Here is a 15698-nt window from a genome sequence, read left to right as displayed (position 1 = left end):
AATTGAAGCGTCTACTCGAATCAAAAAAGCCCCGAGCACTTTAATTCTCGGGGCTTTTGTCTTTGTTCTTCAGGTTTAAAGCAACTTTACTAAGAAGCTACTGTTGAAAAAGGAACGATTAGTCAACGTGAAGCGATTAAGAATACACAACGCTTGCTGTCTTCTGTTCAAGTTCAACAGGTGAACCCCAAGAAATCACTTTTTCGTTAACTTGACTACCACATGGTGCATTCCAAACTTGCTCTAGCTCTTCTTTACCACCAATCGCTTGGTAAAACGCAATGGCTTGGTGATTTTCAGACATCACCTCTAAGTACAGTCCTGAGTCCGAATAGTATTGCTGTAACCACTTTGATAATTCAGACAACAAACGCTTACCAACACCACGACCGCGGTAATTATTGTCTACATGTAACGCATCAATGAACGTACCACGTTCAAAGTTGTGATTACCAAACGCACAGACAAAACCAACCAGTAAACCACCCTCTTCAAGCAATAAAACATGTTGGTTAAAAGGAGGATTAATCAAACGAGTCTGCCAAATAACAGATCTGTCCTCCAAAACATCATTTTCTAAGTAATCATCAGCAAGAATGCCACGGTAATATAGCTTCCAGCTATCCGCGTGTAATTGGGCAATCCGCTCATAATCTTTATATTCAGCTACCTTAATTTCCATTTATTAGCCCTTAGTACTTCCATTTATGACTTGCTACTACATTTCACACTACCTTTATACAATATTTAAGCAAAACATACTAATGCACGTTTACACTTTCAATCTTGACTTACACGTGTACGCTGATATTCTAGCGCACAGATGTAAGCTCAATGGAAATTTGCTAATGAATAGTGCCGACAAACAATCTACAAAAAAGCCGCCATTAATCTGGCTCAATATTTTTGTATTCTCTTTTAGTATGCTGCTTGCTGTTGTTGCGGCTCCCGTTTATGGCTACTTTTTTGGCTATGGTATGGAGCACTGGATATGGCTAGCGATCTGCTTTACGTTCTGTAACCTTTCAATCACGACGGGTTATCACCGCTTATGGTCACATAAAGCGTTTGAAGCGCATTCGAGCCTAAGATTTTTATTTGCATTAGGTGGCGCATTTGCCCTTCAGAACAGCGCGCTACACTGGTCTTCTGATCACCGTGTGCACCACAAGCATGTCGATAACAACGACAAAGACCCATACTCTGCAAAACGTGGTTTTTGGTATTCTCACATCGGGTGGATGATTCGCAACTACAACACCTCAATGTATGAAAACTATGAAAATTGCCGTGACCTTAAAAAAGACAAAGTTGTTATGTGGCAGCACAAGCACTACGTTCTGTTGGCATTACTAATGAACTTCGGTGTTCCTATTGCATTGGGCGTGATTTACGGTGACGTGATTGGCATGTTGTTAATCGTAGGTGCTGTTCGTTTGGTGCTTAACCATCACACGACATTCTTCATTAACTCTCTCGCTCACATCTGGGGTAGCCAACCTTTTACCGACAAAAACACGGCCCGTGATAACGGTGTGTTAGCGGTTCTTACGTTTGGCGAAGGCTACCACAACTTCCACCACATCTTTGAAAACGACTACCGTAACGGCATCTACTGGTGGCAATACGATCCAACAAAATGGTTGATCCAGAGTGCTTCTTTGATGGGACTGGCAAGTAAGCTTAAGAAAACCCCTCAAGCTCGTATTGAGAAAGCCGAAGCGTCAATGCTACTCAAACGCACACAGCAAAAAATCATGCACCGCGCCGACAAGCAACAAATCGCGGACAAACTTCAGCAAGAGTTCGATGCGCTTGTATCAAACATGAATGAATACTATGAAGTGAAAAAGCAGTTACTTGAAAGTAAGCGCGAAGATGTTGTGAAGAAGTACGAACACTCTCTACTTAAAGTTCGTTATCAACAAATCAAAATGAATTTTGAGCAACAGAAAAAAAATTGGGCAATGACAGTGGAACAGTATGCTTAAGGTAGAACAATATACTTAAGGCTGGGTAGTCCGCTTAATGTACCAGTAACGACACTGCTTAACTCTTATTTGAAGCCCTCATATTACTATGAGGGCTTTTTTAATAAGCGCAACCGATCACCCCAACGTTATGCTCTCTGATTTAAATTGTGGACGCTAAGCACCATAGTTATTGGATTCCAGAACTCTTTCTTCAATCTTAATTTATACTTATATTACTTTAACTTACTGAGTTTGGAGCTAAGGAAATAAAAATGAGCAAACTGACTATTATTGCAACGATCGTCTCTAAAGAAGACAAAACTGAGCTTGTTAAATCAGAGATGATTAAATTGATCGATAAAACCCGTGTTGAAGACGGCTGTATTAACTACGACTTACACCAAGATAACAGTAACCCTGCTCACTTCGTTTTTCATGAAAACTGGGAGTCTGAAGCTCACCTAGAGAAACACTTAGCGAGCCAACACATCGCTGAGTACATGGCTGCGACTGAAGACTGTATCGAAACCTTTGTGCTTAATAAAATGACGCACATTGACTAACCAGTCACTCAGTACTGATTCAATAAAAAACCCTGCTCTGATCGCAGGGTTTGTCATTTCTACAAGCTTGTATCTGCTCATTCTAATAATGAAAAAACCGCCACTTTCACCGCCTTTCTCAGATAAACACCCATTTCGTCACACGTTTCTTTTCAACACACAACAAACACCCACGCCTTATAAAACAACTCCACCATATGAAACTAAAACAAGCAAAAGTGATCCAAGTTATATTCTGATGAGCTACAAAATTTGTTTATTAACATCCAAACAACAGTAGTTAATCACGATTTACAACCACAATTAACATCAAAAAAAATGTTTGTCTTAGATCATAGCAACCTCAAGTATGTCTCGTGCCACAGTGCAGTTTTCTGTACATTCATTGTCATATTCTGAAACACTTTCTTATATTTTTTAAACTTTGTGGAGATTTCTATGTTAGAGCTCTTGATCGGATTAGTGATTACCATCGCTGTTGGTTACTTTATTGTGAAAGGCTATAAAGCGGCAGGCGTGTTACTGACTGCTGGCCTTGCCCTACTTCTTATTACTGGCCTTATTGGTCACACCGTCTTACCAGTTAAGGTCGCTTCAACAGGTAACATGGTTACCGACTCACTAGAATTTGTTAAGTACATGCTTCAGTACCGTGGAGGCGGCCTAGGCATGCAAATCATGCTTCTTTGTGGCTTTGCTTCTTATATGACGCACATCGGCGCAAACAACGTGGTAGTGAAACAATTCTCTAAACCGCTTGCTGCTATCAAATCTCCATACGTACTTCTTGTTGCGGCTTACATCGTAGCGTGTCTAATGTCTCTAGCAGTAAGTTCTGCAACAGGCCTTGGTGTTCTATTGATGGCGACCCTATTCCCAATGATGACGGCAATGGGTATTTCTCGCCCAGCAGCAGTTGCAGTTTGTGCATCTCCTGCAGCAATCATTCTTTCTCCAACCTCTGGTGATGTGGTTATCGCAGCAGAAAAATCAGGAATGTCTCTTGATGTATTTGCCGTTCAAACAGTACTTCCTGTTTCTATTTGTGCAATCATCGTGATGGCTGCAGCCGCTTTCTTCTGGAACAAGTATCTGGATAAGAAAGAAAACACACCAATGGAAAAAGTAGACGTTTCTGAAATCGAAACAACAGCACCGGCTTTCTACGCGGCACTGCCATTCCTACCTATCATCGGCGTTTTCCTATTCAACGGTCGTACGATTCCAGGGCTTTCACTTGATATCTACACCATTGTGGTAGGTTCAATCTTCGTGGGCGCAGTTATCGATTACGTTGTTAAGAAGTTTGACGGCGAGAAAACATTAGAAGACTTAGATTCTTGCTACCAAGGCATGGCTGAAGCGTTCAAAGGCGTGGTAATGCTGTTGGTTGCGGCGGGCGTATTTGCACAAGGTCTAATGTCTATCGGTGCGATTGATAACCTAATCGGTCTTGCTGAATCGGCAGGTGCTGGCGGTATCGCATTGATGCTTATCCTAACAGGTTTAACGGTTGCTGCAGCTATCGCGACAGGTTCTGGTAACGCGCCTTTCTATGCATTCGTAGAACTAGCTCCATCACTAGCGGCGAAAATGGGCTTGAACCCAGCGTTCCTAATCATCCCAATGCTTCAAGCATCTAACTTAGGCCGTACTATTTCTCCAGTATCTGGCGTAATTGTTGCGACATCTGGTATGGGTAAAATCAGCCCGTTTGAAGTTGTAAAACGTACTTCTGTTCCAGTAATCTGTGGTCTTATCACGGTTATCTTTGGTACGTTAGTATTAGTTCCAATGGCGGCTTAAGAAACAAACTATCTAGACAGAGAAAAACTGAGATACAGATATAAAATGCCCTAACAAAAAGGCGCTGAACTTAATGAGTTCAGCGCCTTTTTTATGTCATCTTATTTTAGAAGATTCAAAACTCTATCTATTTGAGTATGACACTAGAAATGTCTCACAAGAACTTTAAACAACACGACTTTAAATAGTGTTATTCAAAGGACCAAGCCCTACTTCATGTCACCATAGCGTTCAAGATAAAGAACGGTTGCAGCGGTACGAGAAGGCACTTGCAGCTTTTTCAACAAACTCTTCATATGTACCTTAACTGTCGATTCAGAAATAAACAGATGATCGGCGATCTGCTTGTTACGGTAACCTTTCGCGACTTCTTGAAGAATTTGCATTTCACGTTCAGTCAATTGGTCGAAGATGTCGTTGCGACTATCAGCATCATTCAAGTAACGAGCGACGACACTGCTGTAAGCCTTATCACCGCTATGTGCTTGCTTAAGCAGTTCAATCAGCTCATCGGGTTCAGTATCTTTCAATAGATAACCATCGGCGCCCGCTTTAACAATCGCTTCGATATCCGCAGGGCTATCAGAAACCGTTAAAATAACGATGTTAGCGCTTGAACCATCAGTGCGAAGTGCTTTCAAGGTATCTAGGCCAGACATGCCTTTCATATTAAGATCCAACAGGATCAAATCAGGTTCTTCTTCATGGGCAAGAGCGACCGCTTCAGTACCGTTACTAGCTTCTGCAATCACTTCAAATTCATCTTCAAAGCTCAGTAATTGGCTTATGCCTCTGCGCATCAATGGATGATCATCAACCAGCATTACTTTACAAATCGTCAACTTTAACTTCCTTCAAACTTTTATATTTCAATATGACTGTACAGCCTTCACCTTGAGCCGCTTCAATCGTTAAGTCACCATTCAGTCTTGCCGCACGCTCCTGCATAATACTCATTCCGTAGTGGTTCATCTTAGAACTACTTGGGTCAAAGCCATCTCCATTATCTTTTATCACGACTAATACTTGTCCGTCCTCATCGATACAGCATACATCTATCAAGTCGGCATTGGCGTGTTTTATTGCGTTTATTGTTGCTTCACGAATCAATTGAAGCAAGTGAACCTGACTGTGTGCATCAAGCTCTAACGATGAAAGGTTATTAGTTAATTTAATCTTCGCATCGGTTCTTTCACTGAGTTGCTCTAGCATGGTGCTCAAAGCATCTCCAAAGCTACCCTCTTTGATGGATAACCTAAATGTGGTGAGTAGCTCTCTCAATTGAGTATAGGCACCCGCTAATCCATTCCCGAGCTCAGATGCTATCTGCTCTGACTGCTCTCGATGTTTGTGTTCCGGAAGTTTACCAATAACACGCTTCAACAATGTCACTTGGATTTTTAAATACGACAGCGATTGGGCCAATGAATCATGCAATTCACGCGCAATCGTCGCTCGCTCTTCCATAATAATAAGCTGCTCAGCTTTCTTTTGAGCGCGATTATAGTAGATAGCTCTCGATAACAGTTGGATAAAACTCTCAATTAACGTCTTAGTCGAATGACCATGATGATATGAGCAATACAGATAGCCCAAAACAAGTTCGTTATCATCCAGTTTCATTTCAAACTTTTCATAGTCGCAAGTCGGGTCGTACCCTTCATCCATAATCAAAGAACGTCCAGAATTATCGACGATTTCTAACCTTAACGATTCAATCCCTTCTAGGCTGACCAAGTGTTGCAAAATAGCTCGGAAATTTTCTGGTGCAACACGCGTTACCGTGAGTTCTTGAGAAGAATAGTAGAGTGCTTGCAATGATTGGTTAGCATTTTGTAACTCAACCGTCTTGGCATCGACTACATCTTCAAGGTTTCTATACAGCACCCCTAAATCTTTCGCCATCGAGTTAAATGTTTTGGTCAAAATGCCCAGTTCATTATTGTTGGTAACCTCTAACTTAACCTCAAAATCACTATTTTTGATTCTCTGGCTAGCTCTAACGAGAGCGTGTAGGGGCTTAACAACTTGTTTACGTACAAAATGAACAACAAAAAGAGATATGACGAGTATTCCACCTAGACCTATACCACCAGTCCATGCCAATTTAATTAATTTATTTTCTGAAAATTCTTGTAACTTAAAAACAAAGCGGTCGATTTCAATAACAAAGTTTTTAACCAACACAAGGTAATGTTTTCGATCTTCGCTATTTAAGACCTGCTTCAATTCATGCCAACGGCCAATTATTAAATAATAATCATTTGTAATATCAGTTGGTACTTCCCAACTCACTAAATTAGTCATTGATGTGGAATAAAGCGAACTTTCAAATTCACGAATATGTGAATCATAATCGACTGATTCTATTTGAATATCATGCGCTAAGCGGTAGCTTTGCATACGCATTGAGCCTGCCACGTTAACGGCTTCGGCATCGTTAAGGCTAGACGCCAATGTAAAAATAGCAAAACCAGTGGTGGCAACTGAAAGGAGCAATATTAGTAATAATGATTTCGCTATTGTACTCGTCACAGATGAAACAGGTTTAATAAGCAATGTTAATATCCTGAAGGTATATAAGTGGCTATCTGAAACCCATTGTCACACATCAAAAAACAGAGCTCCATTCAATATGTGATCAAACGCTTCATAATTTATTGATCTAAGACAATATAGGATCCTATTTAGCCCTTAAGGGGTATTTATACAAATATTTCTAAAACTACACTACTTGTGAGGATAAATGACAAGATATTAACGAAACAATGATCTACAATTACAACATCTTAGCAACATTAGTGGGCATTTAGTGGTAGACCTATCGAGACGACGCCTATTTTCTAGGCGAAAAGTAGATTCAAGCCAGATTCGATTGCCTTGGATTAACAGCCTAGAAAGCTTTGCAGATGATTGTACACGTTGTGGCAAGTGCATCGAAAGTTGCGAGACACACATCATCATTGTTGGCGACGGTGGTTTTCCTACTGTCGACTTCTCAAAAGACGAATGTACATTCTGCTATCAATGTGCAGACGTTTGTCCTGAACCAATTTTTAAACCCAAGGAAGAAACGCCTTGGTTGGCAAAAGCAGCTATCTCTGATAAATGCTTAGCACAACAAAATGTTGAATGCCGAAGCTGTGGTGACATGTGTGAACCTATGGCGATTCAATTTCAACTTAGAGCAGGCAGTGTTGCTCTACCAAAAATCGAGTTAGATGAGTGTAGCGGATGTGGAGCCTGCGTAGCAGTTTGCCCTAATTCGGCTATTCTTGTGAGTAATGCATAAAACAAAAATAACGAGAGCAATTTATGGCACTAAATGAAGTGCATATATCAAGTTTAGTCGTGCATGTGAGCCCAGAGCATCTAGACGAGATCAAAGCACAAATCGAGCAATACGATAATGCGGAAATCTACGGCAGTAGCCCTGAAGGTAAAATCATCGTGGTCCTAGAAACCGAGAACCAAGGTTTTGTTACGGACACCATCGAAGAAATTAATAATATTACGAACGTTTTAGGGACAGCTTTGGTTTACCACCAAATCGAGACTGGACTAGACGAAACGGATTTAGAAACTGGAAGCAACAATTCTCAACTTGAGGGTGAAGTATGAAAATGACAAGACGCGCGTTTGTGAAAGCAAACGCAGCTGCATCAGCGGCAGCCGTTGCAGGTGTAACTCTACCAGCAACAGCAACCAACCTGATTGCTAGCTCAGATCAAACAAAAATTAAGTGGGATAAAGCGCCTTGTCGTTTTTGTGGTACGGGCTGTTCGGTACTCGTTGGTACTCAAAACGGTAAAGTGGTCGCGACTCAAGGCGACCCTGAAGCGCCTGTAAACAAAGGCCTTAACTGTATCAAAGGCTACTTCCTTTCAAAAATCATGTACGGTAAAGACCGTCTTGAGACGCCTCTTCTTCGTATGAAAGATGGTGAGTTCCATAAAGATGGTGATTTCACACCAGTATCTTGGGACAAAGCATTCGACGTAATGGCTGAAAAATGGAAAGCCGCTCTGAAGAAGAATGGTCCAACAGGCGTTGGTATGTTCGGTTCAGGCCAGTGGACAGTAATGGAAGGCTACGCAGCAGTTAAGCTGATGAAAGCGGGCTTCCGTTCAAACAACATCGATCCAAACGCTCGTCACTGTATGGCTTCTGCGGTAGGTGCATTCATGCGTACCTTCGGTATCGATGAGCCGATGGGTTGTTACGATGACTTTGAACACGCAGATGCATTCGTGCTGTGGGGTTCAAACATGGCAGAAATGCACCCAGTACTATGGACTCGTATTACAGACCGTCGTCTAAGCCACCCACACGTTAAAGTAAACGTACTGTCTACTTACTACCACCGTTCTTTCGAGCTTGCAGACACGGGTTACATCTTTGAGCCTCAATCAGATCTTGCGATTGCGAACTTCATCGCTAACTACATCATTCAAAACGATGCGGTTAACTGGGATTTCGTGAACAAACACACGAACTTCAAGCAAGCAACAACAGACATCGGTTACGGCCTTCGTGATGATGATCCGCTACAACAAGCAGCTGCGAACCCTAACTCAGGCAAAATGACTGATATCAGCTTCGAGAACTACAAAGCTTCTGTTGCTGAATACACCGTTGAGAAAGCATCTGAAATGTCAGGTGTACCTCAAGATGACCTGATCAAGCTGGCTAAGCAATACGCGGATCCAAACATCAAAGTCATGTCACTTTGGACTATGGGTATGAACCAACATACTCGTGGTGTATGGATGAACAGCCTTGTGTACAACATCCACCTTCTTACAGGTAAGATTTCTACTCCAGGTAACAGCCCATTCTCACTTACTGGCCAACCATCTGCGTGTGGTACAGCTCGTGAAGTTGGTACGTTCTCTCACCGTCTTCCTGCAGATATGGTGGTTGCTAACCCTAAACACCGTCAAATTTCAGAAAAAATCTGGAAGCTTCCAGAAGGCACTCTAAATGGCAAGCCTGGTGCTCACGCCGTTGTTCAAGACCGTATGCTTAAAGACGGTAAGATCAACGCTTACTGGGTGATGTGTAACAACAACATGCAAGCTGGTCCAAACATCAACACTGAACGTCTGCCAGGTTACCGTAACCCAGATAACTTCATTGTTGTTTCGGACCCATACCCTACAGCAACTGCACAAGCGGCAGACCTTATCCTTCCAACAGCAATGTGGATTGAAAAAGAAGGCGCATACGGTAATGCTGAGCGTCGTACACAAGCTTGGTACCAGCAGGTTAAAACCGTTGGTGATGCTAAGTCTGACCTATGGCAAATCATGGAGTTCTCTAAACGCTTCACTGTTGAAGAAGTTTGGGGCGAAGAGCTTCTTGCTAAAGCGCCAGAGTACCGTGGTAAAACCATGTACGACGTGCTTTACAAAAACGGTAACGTTGATGCATTCCCATTGTCAGAAGCTCAAGAGCTTAACGACGATGCACAAGCACAAGGTTTCTACGTACAAAAAGGTCTATTCGAAGAGTACGCTGCCTTTGGTCGAGGTCACGGTCACGATTTAGCACCATACGACACTTACCACAAAGTACGTGGCCTACGTTGGCCTGTTGTTGATGGTAAAGAGACACTATGGCGCTTTAAAGAAGGTTCAGATCCATACGCTAAGAAAGGTTCTGGCTGGGACTTCTACGGTAAACCAGACGGTAAAGCACTGATCATCAATGCTCCATACGAAGCGCCACCAGAAGTACCAAACGATGAGTACGATATGTGGCTATGTACAGGTCGTGTTCTTGAGCACTGGCATACAGGTACTATGACTCGTCGTGTACCAGAACTTTACAAAGCAGTACCGGATGCACTTTGTTACATTCACCCTGCTGACGCTAAAGCTCGTGGCCTTCGCCGTGGTGATGAAGTTCTTATCGAAAACAAACGTGGTGAAGTACGCGTTCGTGTTGAAACTCGTGGTCGTAACCGTCCACCACAAGGCTTGGTATTCGTACCATTCTTTGATGCAAGAATTCTGATCAACAAGTTGATCTTGGATGCAACGGATCCTCTGTCTAAGCAGACGGATTACAAGAAGTGTCCAGTTAAGATCACTAAGGTTTCTTAAGAGCCAAGCGCTTTTCAAACCTAGATACAAGATCTAACGTATTTAATATTGCGACTACTTTTTTCATCACTTTTTGAAGGAAGTAGTCCACTCAAAGAATTAGCCTTTAGGCGGAGAAATTAACCATGAAAAAACTGATTACTGCCCTACTATCAGCTGGTCTTTTGCTAGCTGGTACAGTTCAAGCTCAAGCTGAGCTGGATAACCCAGGCGGCATTGGTGGCGTAGAATCTCTACGTGGTGCAAGTGAACTTGAAGCAACTCGCGCAGCAGATGACTTCAAAAAGTTTCCTCGTGACCAAGTACTTGAGAGTGACTACGTATACCAACCACCTTTAGTACCTCATACTATTCGTAGCTATGAAGTGTCTCTTAACGCGAACAAGTGTCTTGCTTGTCACAGCTGGAAAAACGCAAAAGAAATGGGTGCAACTAAAGTGAGTGTAACTCACTACATGAACCGTGAAGACGCGGTACTTGCTGATGTTTCACCTCGTCGTTACTTCTGTCTACAGTGTCACGTTCCTCAAGCGAATGCTAAACCGCTAGTTGAGAACGAGTTCAAACCTGTAGATTCACTGCGTTAATCGTAGCCGGACTGTAAGAGAGGCTATATATGATAAAATTACTTAAAGCGTTTTGGAAAAGACTCGCGACACCAAGTAAAGCAGCGGTAGGCGTTGTTTTGTTCTTGGGTTTCTCGGGTGGTCTTTTGTTCTGGGGTGCATTCAACACGGGTATGGAAGCAACCAATACGGAAGAGTTCTGTTCTGGTTGTCACGCACCTATCGTTGCTGAAATCCAAGAAACAATTCACTACTCTAACCGTTCTGGTGTTCGTGCTATCTGTTCAGACTGCCACGTACCTCATGAGTGGACAGATAAAATTGTTCGTAAGGTTCAGGCTTCTAAAGAGCTATACGCACACTTTATTGCGAAAACCATCAATACTGAAGAAAAGTTCAAAGCACGTCGTGCTCACCTAGCAGAACGCGAATGGGCCCGATTGAAAAAGAACGATTCACTTGAGTGTCGTAACTGTCACCAATTCGATTACATGGACTTCTCAGAACAGAGCCCTCGTAGTGCGAAGCAACACTCGACAGCGTTAGCTTCTGGTGAAAAAACGTGTGTAGACTGCCACAAAGGTATTGCACACAAACTACCAGATATGCACGGCGTTGAAGGCTGGCAATAAGGAGCGATTGAATGAGTACTTTAGAAAACGTAATTTGGCACATCCTAGGTTACAGTGCCATGCCAGTGATCATTCTTGGTGGCTTCGCAGGTGTTGCAGCCGTATCTCTTTGGATTTTATCTATGGGTAAAGACAAAAAGATCGATTAGAAATCGAGAGTTCGTCAACTTTTATCAGCAAGTTTTAATCCACTCGGATATGGGTTGACTCTAAAAAGCCACTGAAATCAGTGGCTTTTTTAATACCTGACGTTTTGTCTTTTTATTAATTAATGGCAACCTTCCTACCTCACTTCTTTTGTCACATCCACAATACAAAGTCCCTTTCTACAGAACCCTTTAGATAGACACTTCGATTAGAAGAGAACTGTTAGTAACGAACAGCTAATTTGCTTAACTACGACACTGCCACTTAACCGTTGTAAACAATGTCGCTAAGATCGAAGCATAAGTCGGTGAAATTTCGGTCTTTTCCTATTAATTCCGGTCTTTTACTATTAATTTCAGATGTTTCACTACTAATTCCAGGCTTTTTGAGTAAATAAATCAACAATTTGACTAGATTCGTCGCGAAATTGGATTAGAATCACATTGTTTTCGGCAACACTTGATTGGATGTAATGCAGTTCGATATTAAAGACTCAGTAAAAATTTCCATAGACACATTGGTTGTGGGAATGTTTGTTACATCAATTCAGAAAAGTGAACGTGTTTATTTATCTAACGCTGGACGCGTGTCTTCAAAGAAAGGAATCGATACATTAGTTAATAAAGGCATTCAATATGTCTGGGTTGACAAGAAACTCTCAGCAAAAGGTTGTAAATTTCATCCAGTTCCTGATGATGAAACGACAAAGGGGCCACAAAAGAACAGTAAGAATTCTCCAAGCAAATTAGCGTCTCGAGAAGTCAGGCAAAAAAATGCAGAGCGAATCATCCAAGAAGCGCGCGGTCTTGCTCAGAAAATTATTACGGCAACATTTGATTCGCATACGTTTGTTACGGATGAACTGGATGGTTGGGCGGATGAGCTCATTGAATCAGCACTGATTAACTCAGATGCCTTGCAATGTGTTTCGGCATTACGTAAGAAAGATGCCTATTTGCTTGAACATTCCGTTAATGTAGCCACACTTTTGGTCACATTTGGCAAGCATTTGGGTTTTGGCAAAGAGCGATTAAAGCCCTTGGCGATTGGTGGGATTATTCATGATGTTGGTAAAGTACATATCGATGATAAGGTGTTACACAAACCTTCTCGCTTAACCGAGGAGGAGTTCGCTCACATCAAACAACATCAAGTATTTGCTAAACCTATCATCAAAAAAATCGAAGGCTTAAGTCAAATTAGCCGTGATGTATGTTTAATGCACCATGAAAAGTTAGATGGTACTGGTTACCCGAATGGGCTGAGTGGCGAGCAAATCCCGCAGCACGGCCGAATGGCTTGTATCGTCGATATCTATGACGCATTAACGGCAGACCGTTGCTACAAACGTGGAATGAGCCCAGCGGAAGCGTTTAAAATCATGTTAGGTATGACGCCTAATCACTTAGACCGGCAATTGGTATACAAATTTATTAATTGCATTGGTATTTTCCCTATTGGGGCGATCGTTGAGCTGAGCAATGGCCATCTTGGAATTGTGTGGACGTCGAATGATGATGCTCCTGTTGAGCCTGTCGTTAAGTGCTTTTATTCAAGAAAAAACAAACGTTTCATTGATGTCAAATATGTTGATCTGAAACACAGCTGGCTTACGATTGTGAAAGCTATCTCTCCAGCAAGGGCTGAAGTTGATGTCACCCCTTTCTTTTAATAGAGCCGGCTATTCAAGGGTCATGAGGTCAGCGCTTTCCATGTATGGCCTGATTTGATAAAACGGACAAGTCTATAAAGCCACTGATTTCAGTGGCTTTTCTTTTTTAAACCATTCTTTTCTGCGCCCGTTATCAGCTCATATCCAATTTTGATCAGTAACCAAAAACTCATTTCACCTCCAATGTATTTGGTGCTATAGCCTTAAGAAACAAGCACCACAGCTCTAGACGGTGGTATTAACGAATCAATAAAACAGCAGTTCTCTACTTAATGAATACTTCATTAGTATTTACATCTAGATAAATTTTGTTTTTAAGAGACAACCCACCACAATAAATGAAATAAACGTCTCGGTTACTGTATTTGACTGATTTAACCCAACCACCTAACTCCTCGAAGTCACTTGGGTCACATTCACCATCAGAGATCAGCTCTGAAACCGTGTTGCGGAACTTCTCTTGATAGACTTTAAGATCATCAGATTTAGCCAAGTATGAATCTAATATCTCTCTGTTTTCTTGCTCAGAGATAATCACTTCATCACTAGATAGCCCAGACATTGAAATCCATTCCGCCGTCTGTGGTCCGCCTTCCTTTAAAACAATATAGTCAGAGATACGAGCCCATTCGCCTTGCTTCTCTAGTAGTTCGACCTTTTCCCCCTTATAAAGATAGTCGGTTATCAAACCATCAATTTCGGGCTGCTCGACTACTTTAAGTTTTCTATCTAAAACGTAGAACTCAGTCTGTTCTGGCTCAGGCTGACGAGTAGTGAGGGATGCAAGGTCAGATTCAGACTGCGCCGCGACTTCAACAGCCGGCTCTTCCGTTTTCTCTGGCGGAGTGGGGTCTTTTTTCATGACGAAGAAGTAGTATGCTGCCCCTCCTCCTCCCAATATTAATAACACAATTAAAGCGATCAGCGCTTTTTTCATCAAATCCACCAGCTCTTCCGTTTTAGGTATGTTTCAAGTGTACATCAACTCATGTTGCTGCTCATCTATACTCTTAATAGAGAGCGAGTTAAGTAGAGGTAAATCATGAATTTTTTGGTGAAGGTTGTCATTATTAGTGTACCTCTGAGTGCCGATATCGCGTTAGCAGGCCATTGTGACCGTGAAAACTGGCAAACACTGTTAGATCGCCAACTCTCTTTTGAAGGACGCTATAATCAATACACTGAAGAATTTAACCAAGTTCTCTCGACCTATGAATCACAAACGCTGCTATCTAAACACTTCAACGAAAAGCAGATCATTGGACTTTGGGCAAAGTACGAGCAAAGATTTAATGTGCAGCTCAATAGTCATATGAATACCGCTTATGATGTCTCTGAGGTTCTATTAAAACAGGCATACATTGTGTCTACAGAACTAGATGGGGCGGAGTCTCTAACGCATTCGTGGCAAACCATAGCTAAACACTGCGCTAAAGCAAAACTACCGCGTCAAACAGAAAGTGCACAGGTACACGTACAAAGCTCACTATCACTCTCGCAAGATCTTCATACACTCAGTAAAAAATTTCGTCAGCTCTCTTCAAAATACCGTAAAGAAGCGACGATGATTGACGAAGCTCGCCACACAAACCAACCAATAAACGATGTACAAAACTAAAATGATTACTCACTTGCTCAACTTGATTATCCCAATAATCATAGGTCGAACAAACCAACACATTAAGTAAAAGCATCAATCAAAGCTTTATCTATAAGTTGTAAAACTAATGTGGTAACTATCAACAATGACGTTCACTTTCCGACCAATGCAAGCGACTATGTGAGATATTCATCACAAAATAGATTTACAAACGCCAGAAAATTGTTATCATGATTATTCATATAACTTAATAACAAGAAACATTTTGGCTAGGTAATATGCAAAAAACTATGGCTTTCAACTGCTTGAGTAACACGGAAGGGACTGCAGAGATAAGAGGTAAACTTTTATCTGTCGCTAAACACATGGAAGAGTTCGGTTCAGTAAGTGAGCTAGAGCTATGTAAGATATTTGGAGAGACGATTTGGAATGACGGTGTGGATTATCATTCACATGCTTTTTCATTCAGAATTAACGCTCAAACCGGGGATTGTTCAATCTCTAACTTTAAGTATCACTAAGTTTTGCACCTATCATATACGGAGTACCTTTCACGAGGTGCTCCGTTTTTTATTGTTGCGCATCTGGTATTTGACGATAGTCTTTAGGAGCAGCGGCACTCTAGTTTAACA

The 15698-nt window shown here is 41.8% G+C and carries 16 protein-coding genes; 12 read left to right on the top strand and 4 right to left on the bottom strand.

Annotation, left to right across the window (positions count from 1 at the left end; genetic code table 11):
* Positions 1-136: 136 nt before the first annotated feature.
* Positions 137-682 carry a GNAT family N-acetyltransferase gene (locus tag K08M4_RS17875; protein ID WP_086050867.1) on the bottom strand — a complete coding sequence of 182 codons (546 nt, stop codon included), beginning with the start codon at positions 680-682 and terminating at the stop codon, positions 137-139.
* 166 nt (positions 683-848) lie between these two features.
* Here K08M4_RS17875 and K08M4_RS17870 point away from each other — a divergent pair, with 166 nt between their 5' ends.
* From K08M4_RS17870 to dcuC, 3 genes are all read left to right on the top strand, one after another.
* On the top strand, positions 849-1991 hold the full coding sequence (locus K08M4_RS17870; RefSeq protein ID WP_086050866.1) for an acyl-CoA desaturase: 1143 nt from the start codon (positions 849-851) through the stop codon (positions 1989-1991).
* Positions 1992-2245: 254 nt separating this feature from the next.
* Positions 2246-2536, top strand: a complete 291-nt coding sequence (locus K08M4_RS17865) for a putative quinol monooxygenase (protein ID WP_086050865.1) — start codon at positions 2246-2248, stop codon at positions 2534-2536.
* A gap of 438 nt (positions 2537-2974) precedes the next feature.
* The gene (gene dcuC, locus K08M4_RS17860; RefSeq protein ID WP_086050864.1) at positions 2975-4342 is read left to right on the top strand and encodes an anaerobic C4-dicarboxylate transporter DcuC; all 1368 of its coding nucleotides are present in this window, start codon (positions 2975-2977) and stop codon (positions 4340-4342) included.
* 209 nt (positions 4343-4551) lie between these two features.
* Here the strand turns inward: dcuC and K08M4_RS17855 are convergent, their stop codons facing one another.
* Both K08M4_RS17855 and narQ read right to left on the bottom strand, forming a co-directional pair.
* Positions 4552-5184 carry a response regulator gene (locus K08M4_RS17855; protein ID WP_009845450.1) on the bottom strand — a complete coding sequence of 211 codons (633 nt, stop codon included), beginning with the start codon at positions 5182-5184 and terminating at the stop codon, positions 4552-4554.
* Complete coding sequence (gene narQ / locus K08M4_RS17850; protein WP_086050863.1) at positions 5171-6901, bottom strand: nitrate/nitrite two-component system sensor histidine kinase NarQ; 1731 nt, start codon at positions 6899-6901, stop codon at positions 5171-5173. The genes K08M4_RS17855 and narQ overlap by 14 nt, the downstream gene beginning before the upstream one ends.
* A 253-nt stretch (positions 6902-7154) precedes the next feature.
* Here narQ and napF point away from each other — a divergent pair, with 253 nt between their 5' ends.
* The 7 genes from napF (at position 7155) to K08M4_RS17815 (ending at position 13466) form a co-directional block, all read left to right on the top strand.
* A complete protein-coding gene (napF, locus tag K08M4_RS17845; RefSeq protein ID WP_086050862.1) occupies positions 7155-7634 on the top strand; it encodes a ferredoxin-type protein NapF in 480 nt (159 codons plus the stop codon).
* Between the two features lie 23 nt (positions 7635-7657).
* Positions 7658-7963: a chaperone NapD gene (locus K08M4_RS17840; RefSeq protein WP_009845453.1), complete on the top strand. Its 306-nt coding sequence runs from the start codon at positions 7658-7660 to the stop codon at positions 7961-7963.
* Complete coding sequence (napA, locus tag K08M4_RS17835) at positions 7960-10449, top strand: periplasmic nitrate reductase subunit alpha (protein WP_086050861.1); 2490 nt, start codon at positions 7960-7962, stop codon at positions 10447-10449. Before K08M4_RS17840 ends, napA begins: the two co-directional genes overlap by 4 nt.
* Positions 10450-10574: 125 nt before the next feature.
* Positions 10575-11036, top strand: a complete 462-nt coding sequence (locus K08M4_RS17830; protein ID WP_086050860.1) for a nitrate reductase cytochrome c-type subunit — start codon at positions 10575-10577, stop codon at positions 11034-11036.
* Positions 11037-11065: 29 nt separating this feature from the next.
* Positions 11066-11647 carry a NapC/NirT family cytochrome c gene (locus K08M4_RS17825; RefSeq protein ID WP_009845456.1) on the top strand — a complete coding sequence of 194 codons (582 nt, stop codon included), beginning with the start codon at positions 11066-11068 and terminating at the stop codon, positions 11645-11647.
* Between the two features lie 11 nt (positions 11648-11658).
* On the top strand, positions 11659-11796 hold the full coding sequence (locus K08M4_RS17820; protein ID WP_086050859.1) for a TIGR02808 family protein: 138 nt from the start codon (positions 11659-11661) through the stop codon (positions 11794-11796).
* 470 nt (positions 11797-12266) lie between these two features.
* Positions 12267-13466 carry a cyclic di-GMP phosphodiesterase gene (locus tag K08M4_RS17815; protein ID WP_086050858.1) on the top strand — a complete coding sequence of 400 codons (1200 nt, stop codon included), beginning with the start codon at positions 12267-12269 and terminating at the stop codon, positions 13464-13466.
* Between the two features lie 265 nt (positions 13467-13731).
* Here K08M4_RS17815 and K08M4_RS17810 read toward each other — a convergent pair whose 3' ends face one another.
* Entirely contained in the window at positions 13732-14412 is a 681-nt protein-coding gene (locus K08M4_RS17810; RefSeq protein ID WP_086050857.1) for an SH3 domain-containing protein, read from the bottom strand.
* 96 nt (positions 14413-14508) lie between these two features.
* On the opposite strand from K08M4_RS17810, the gene K08M4_RS17805 reads away from it, so the two are divergent.
* Together K08M4_RS17805 and K08M4_RS17800 are read left to right on the top strand one after the other, a co-directional pair.
* Positions 14509-15084, top strand: coding sequence for a hypothetical protein (locus tag K08M4_RS17805; RefSeq protein WP_086050856.1), 576 nt, complete (start codon positions 14509-14511; stop codon positions 15082-15084).
* Between the two features lie 260 nt (positions 15085-15344).
* Positions 15345-15587, top strand: coding sequence for a hypothetical protein (locus K08M4_RS17800; protein WP_009845471.1), 243 nt, complete (start codon positions 15345-15347; stop codon positions 15585-15587).
* The last annotated feature ends 111 nt before the right edge of the window (positions 15588-15698 follow it).

The sequence above is a fragment of the Vibrio syngnathi genome (assembly GCF_002119525.1).
Taxonomy (GTDB): domain Bacteria; phylum Pseudomonadota; class Gammaproteobacteria; order Enterobacterales; family Vibrionaceae; genus Vibrio; species Vibrio syngnathi.
This window is presented reverse-complemented; position numbering and strand designations above follow the sequence as displayed.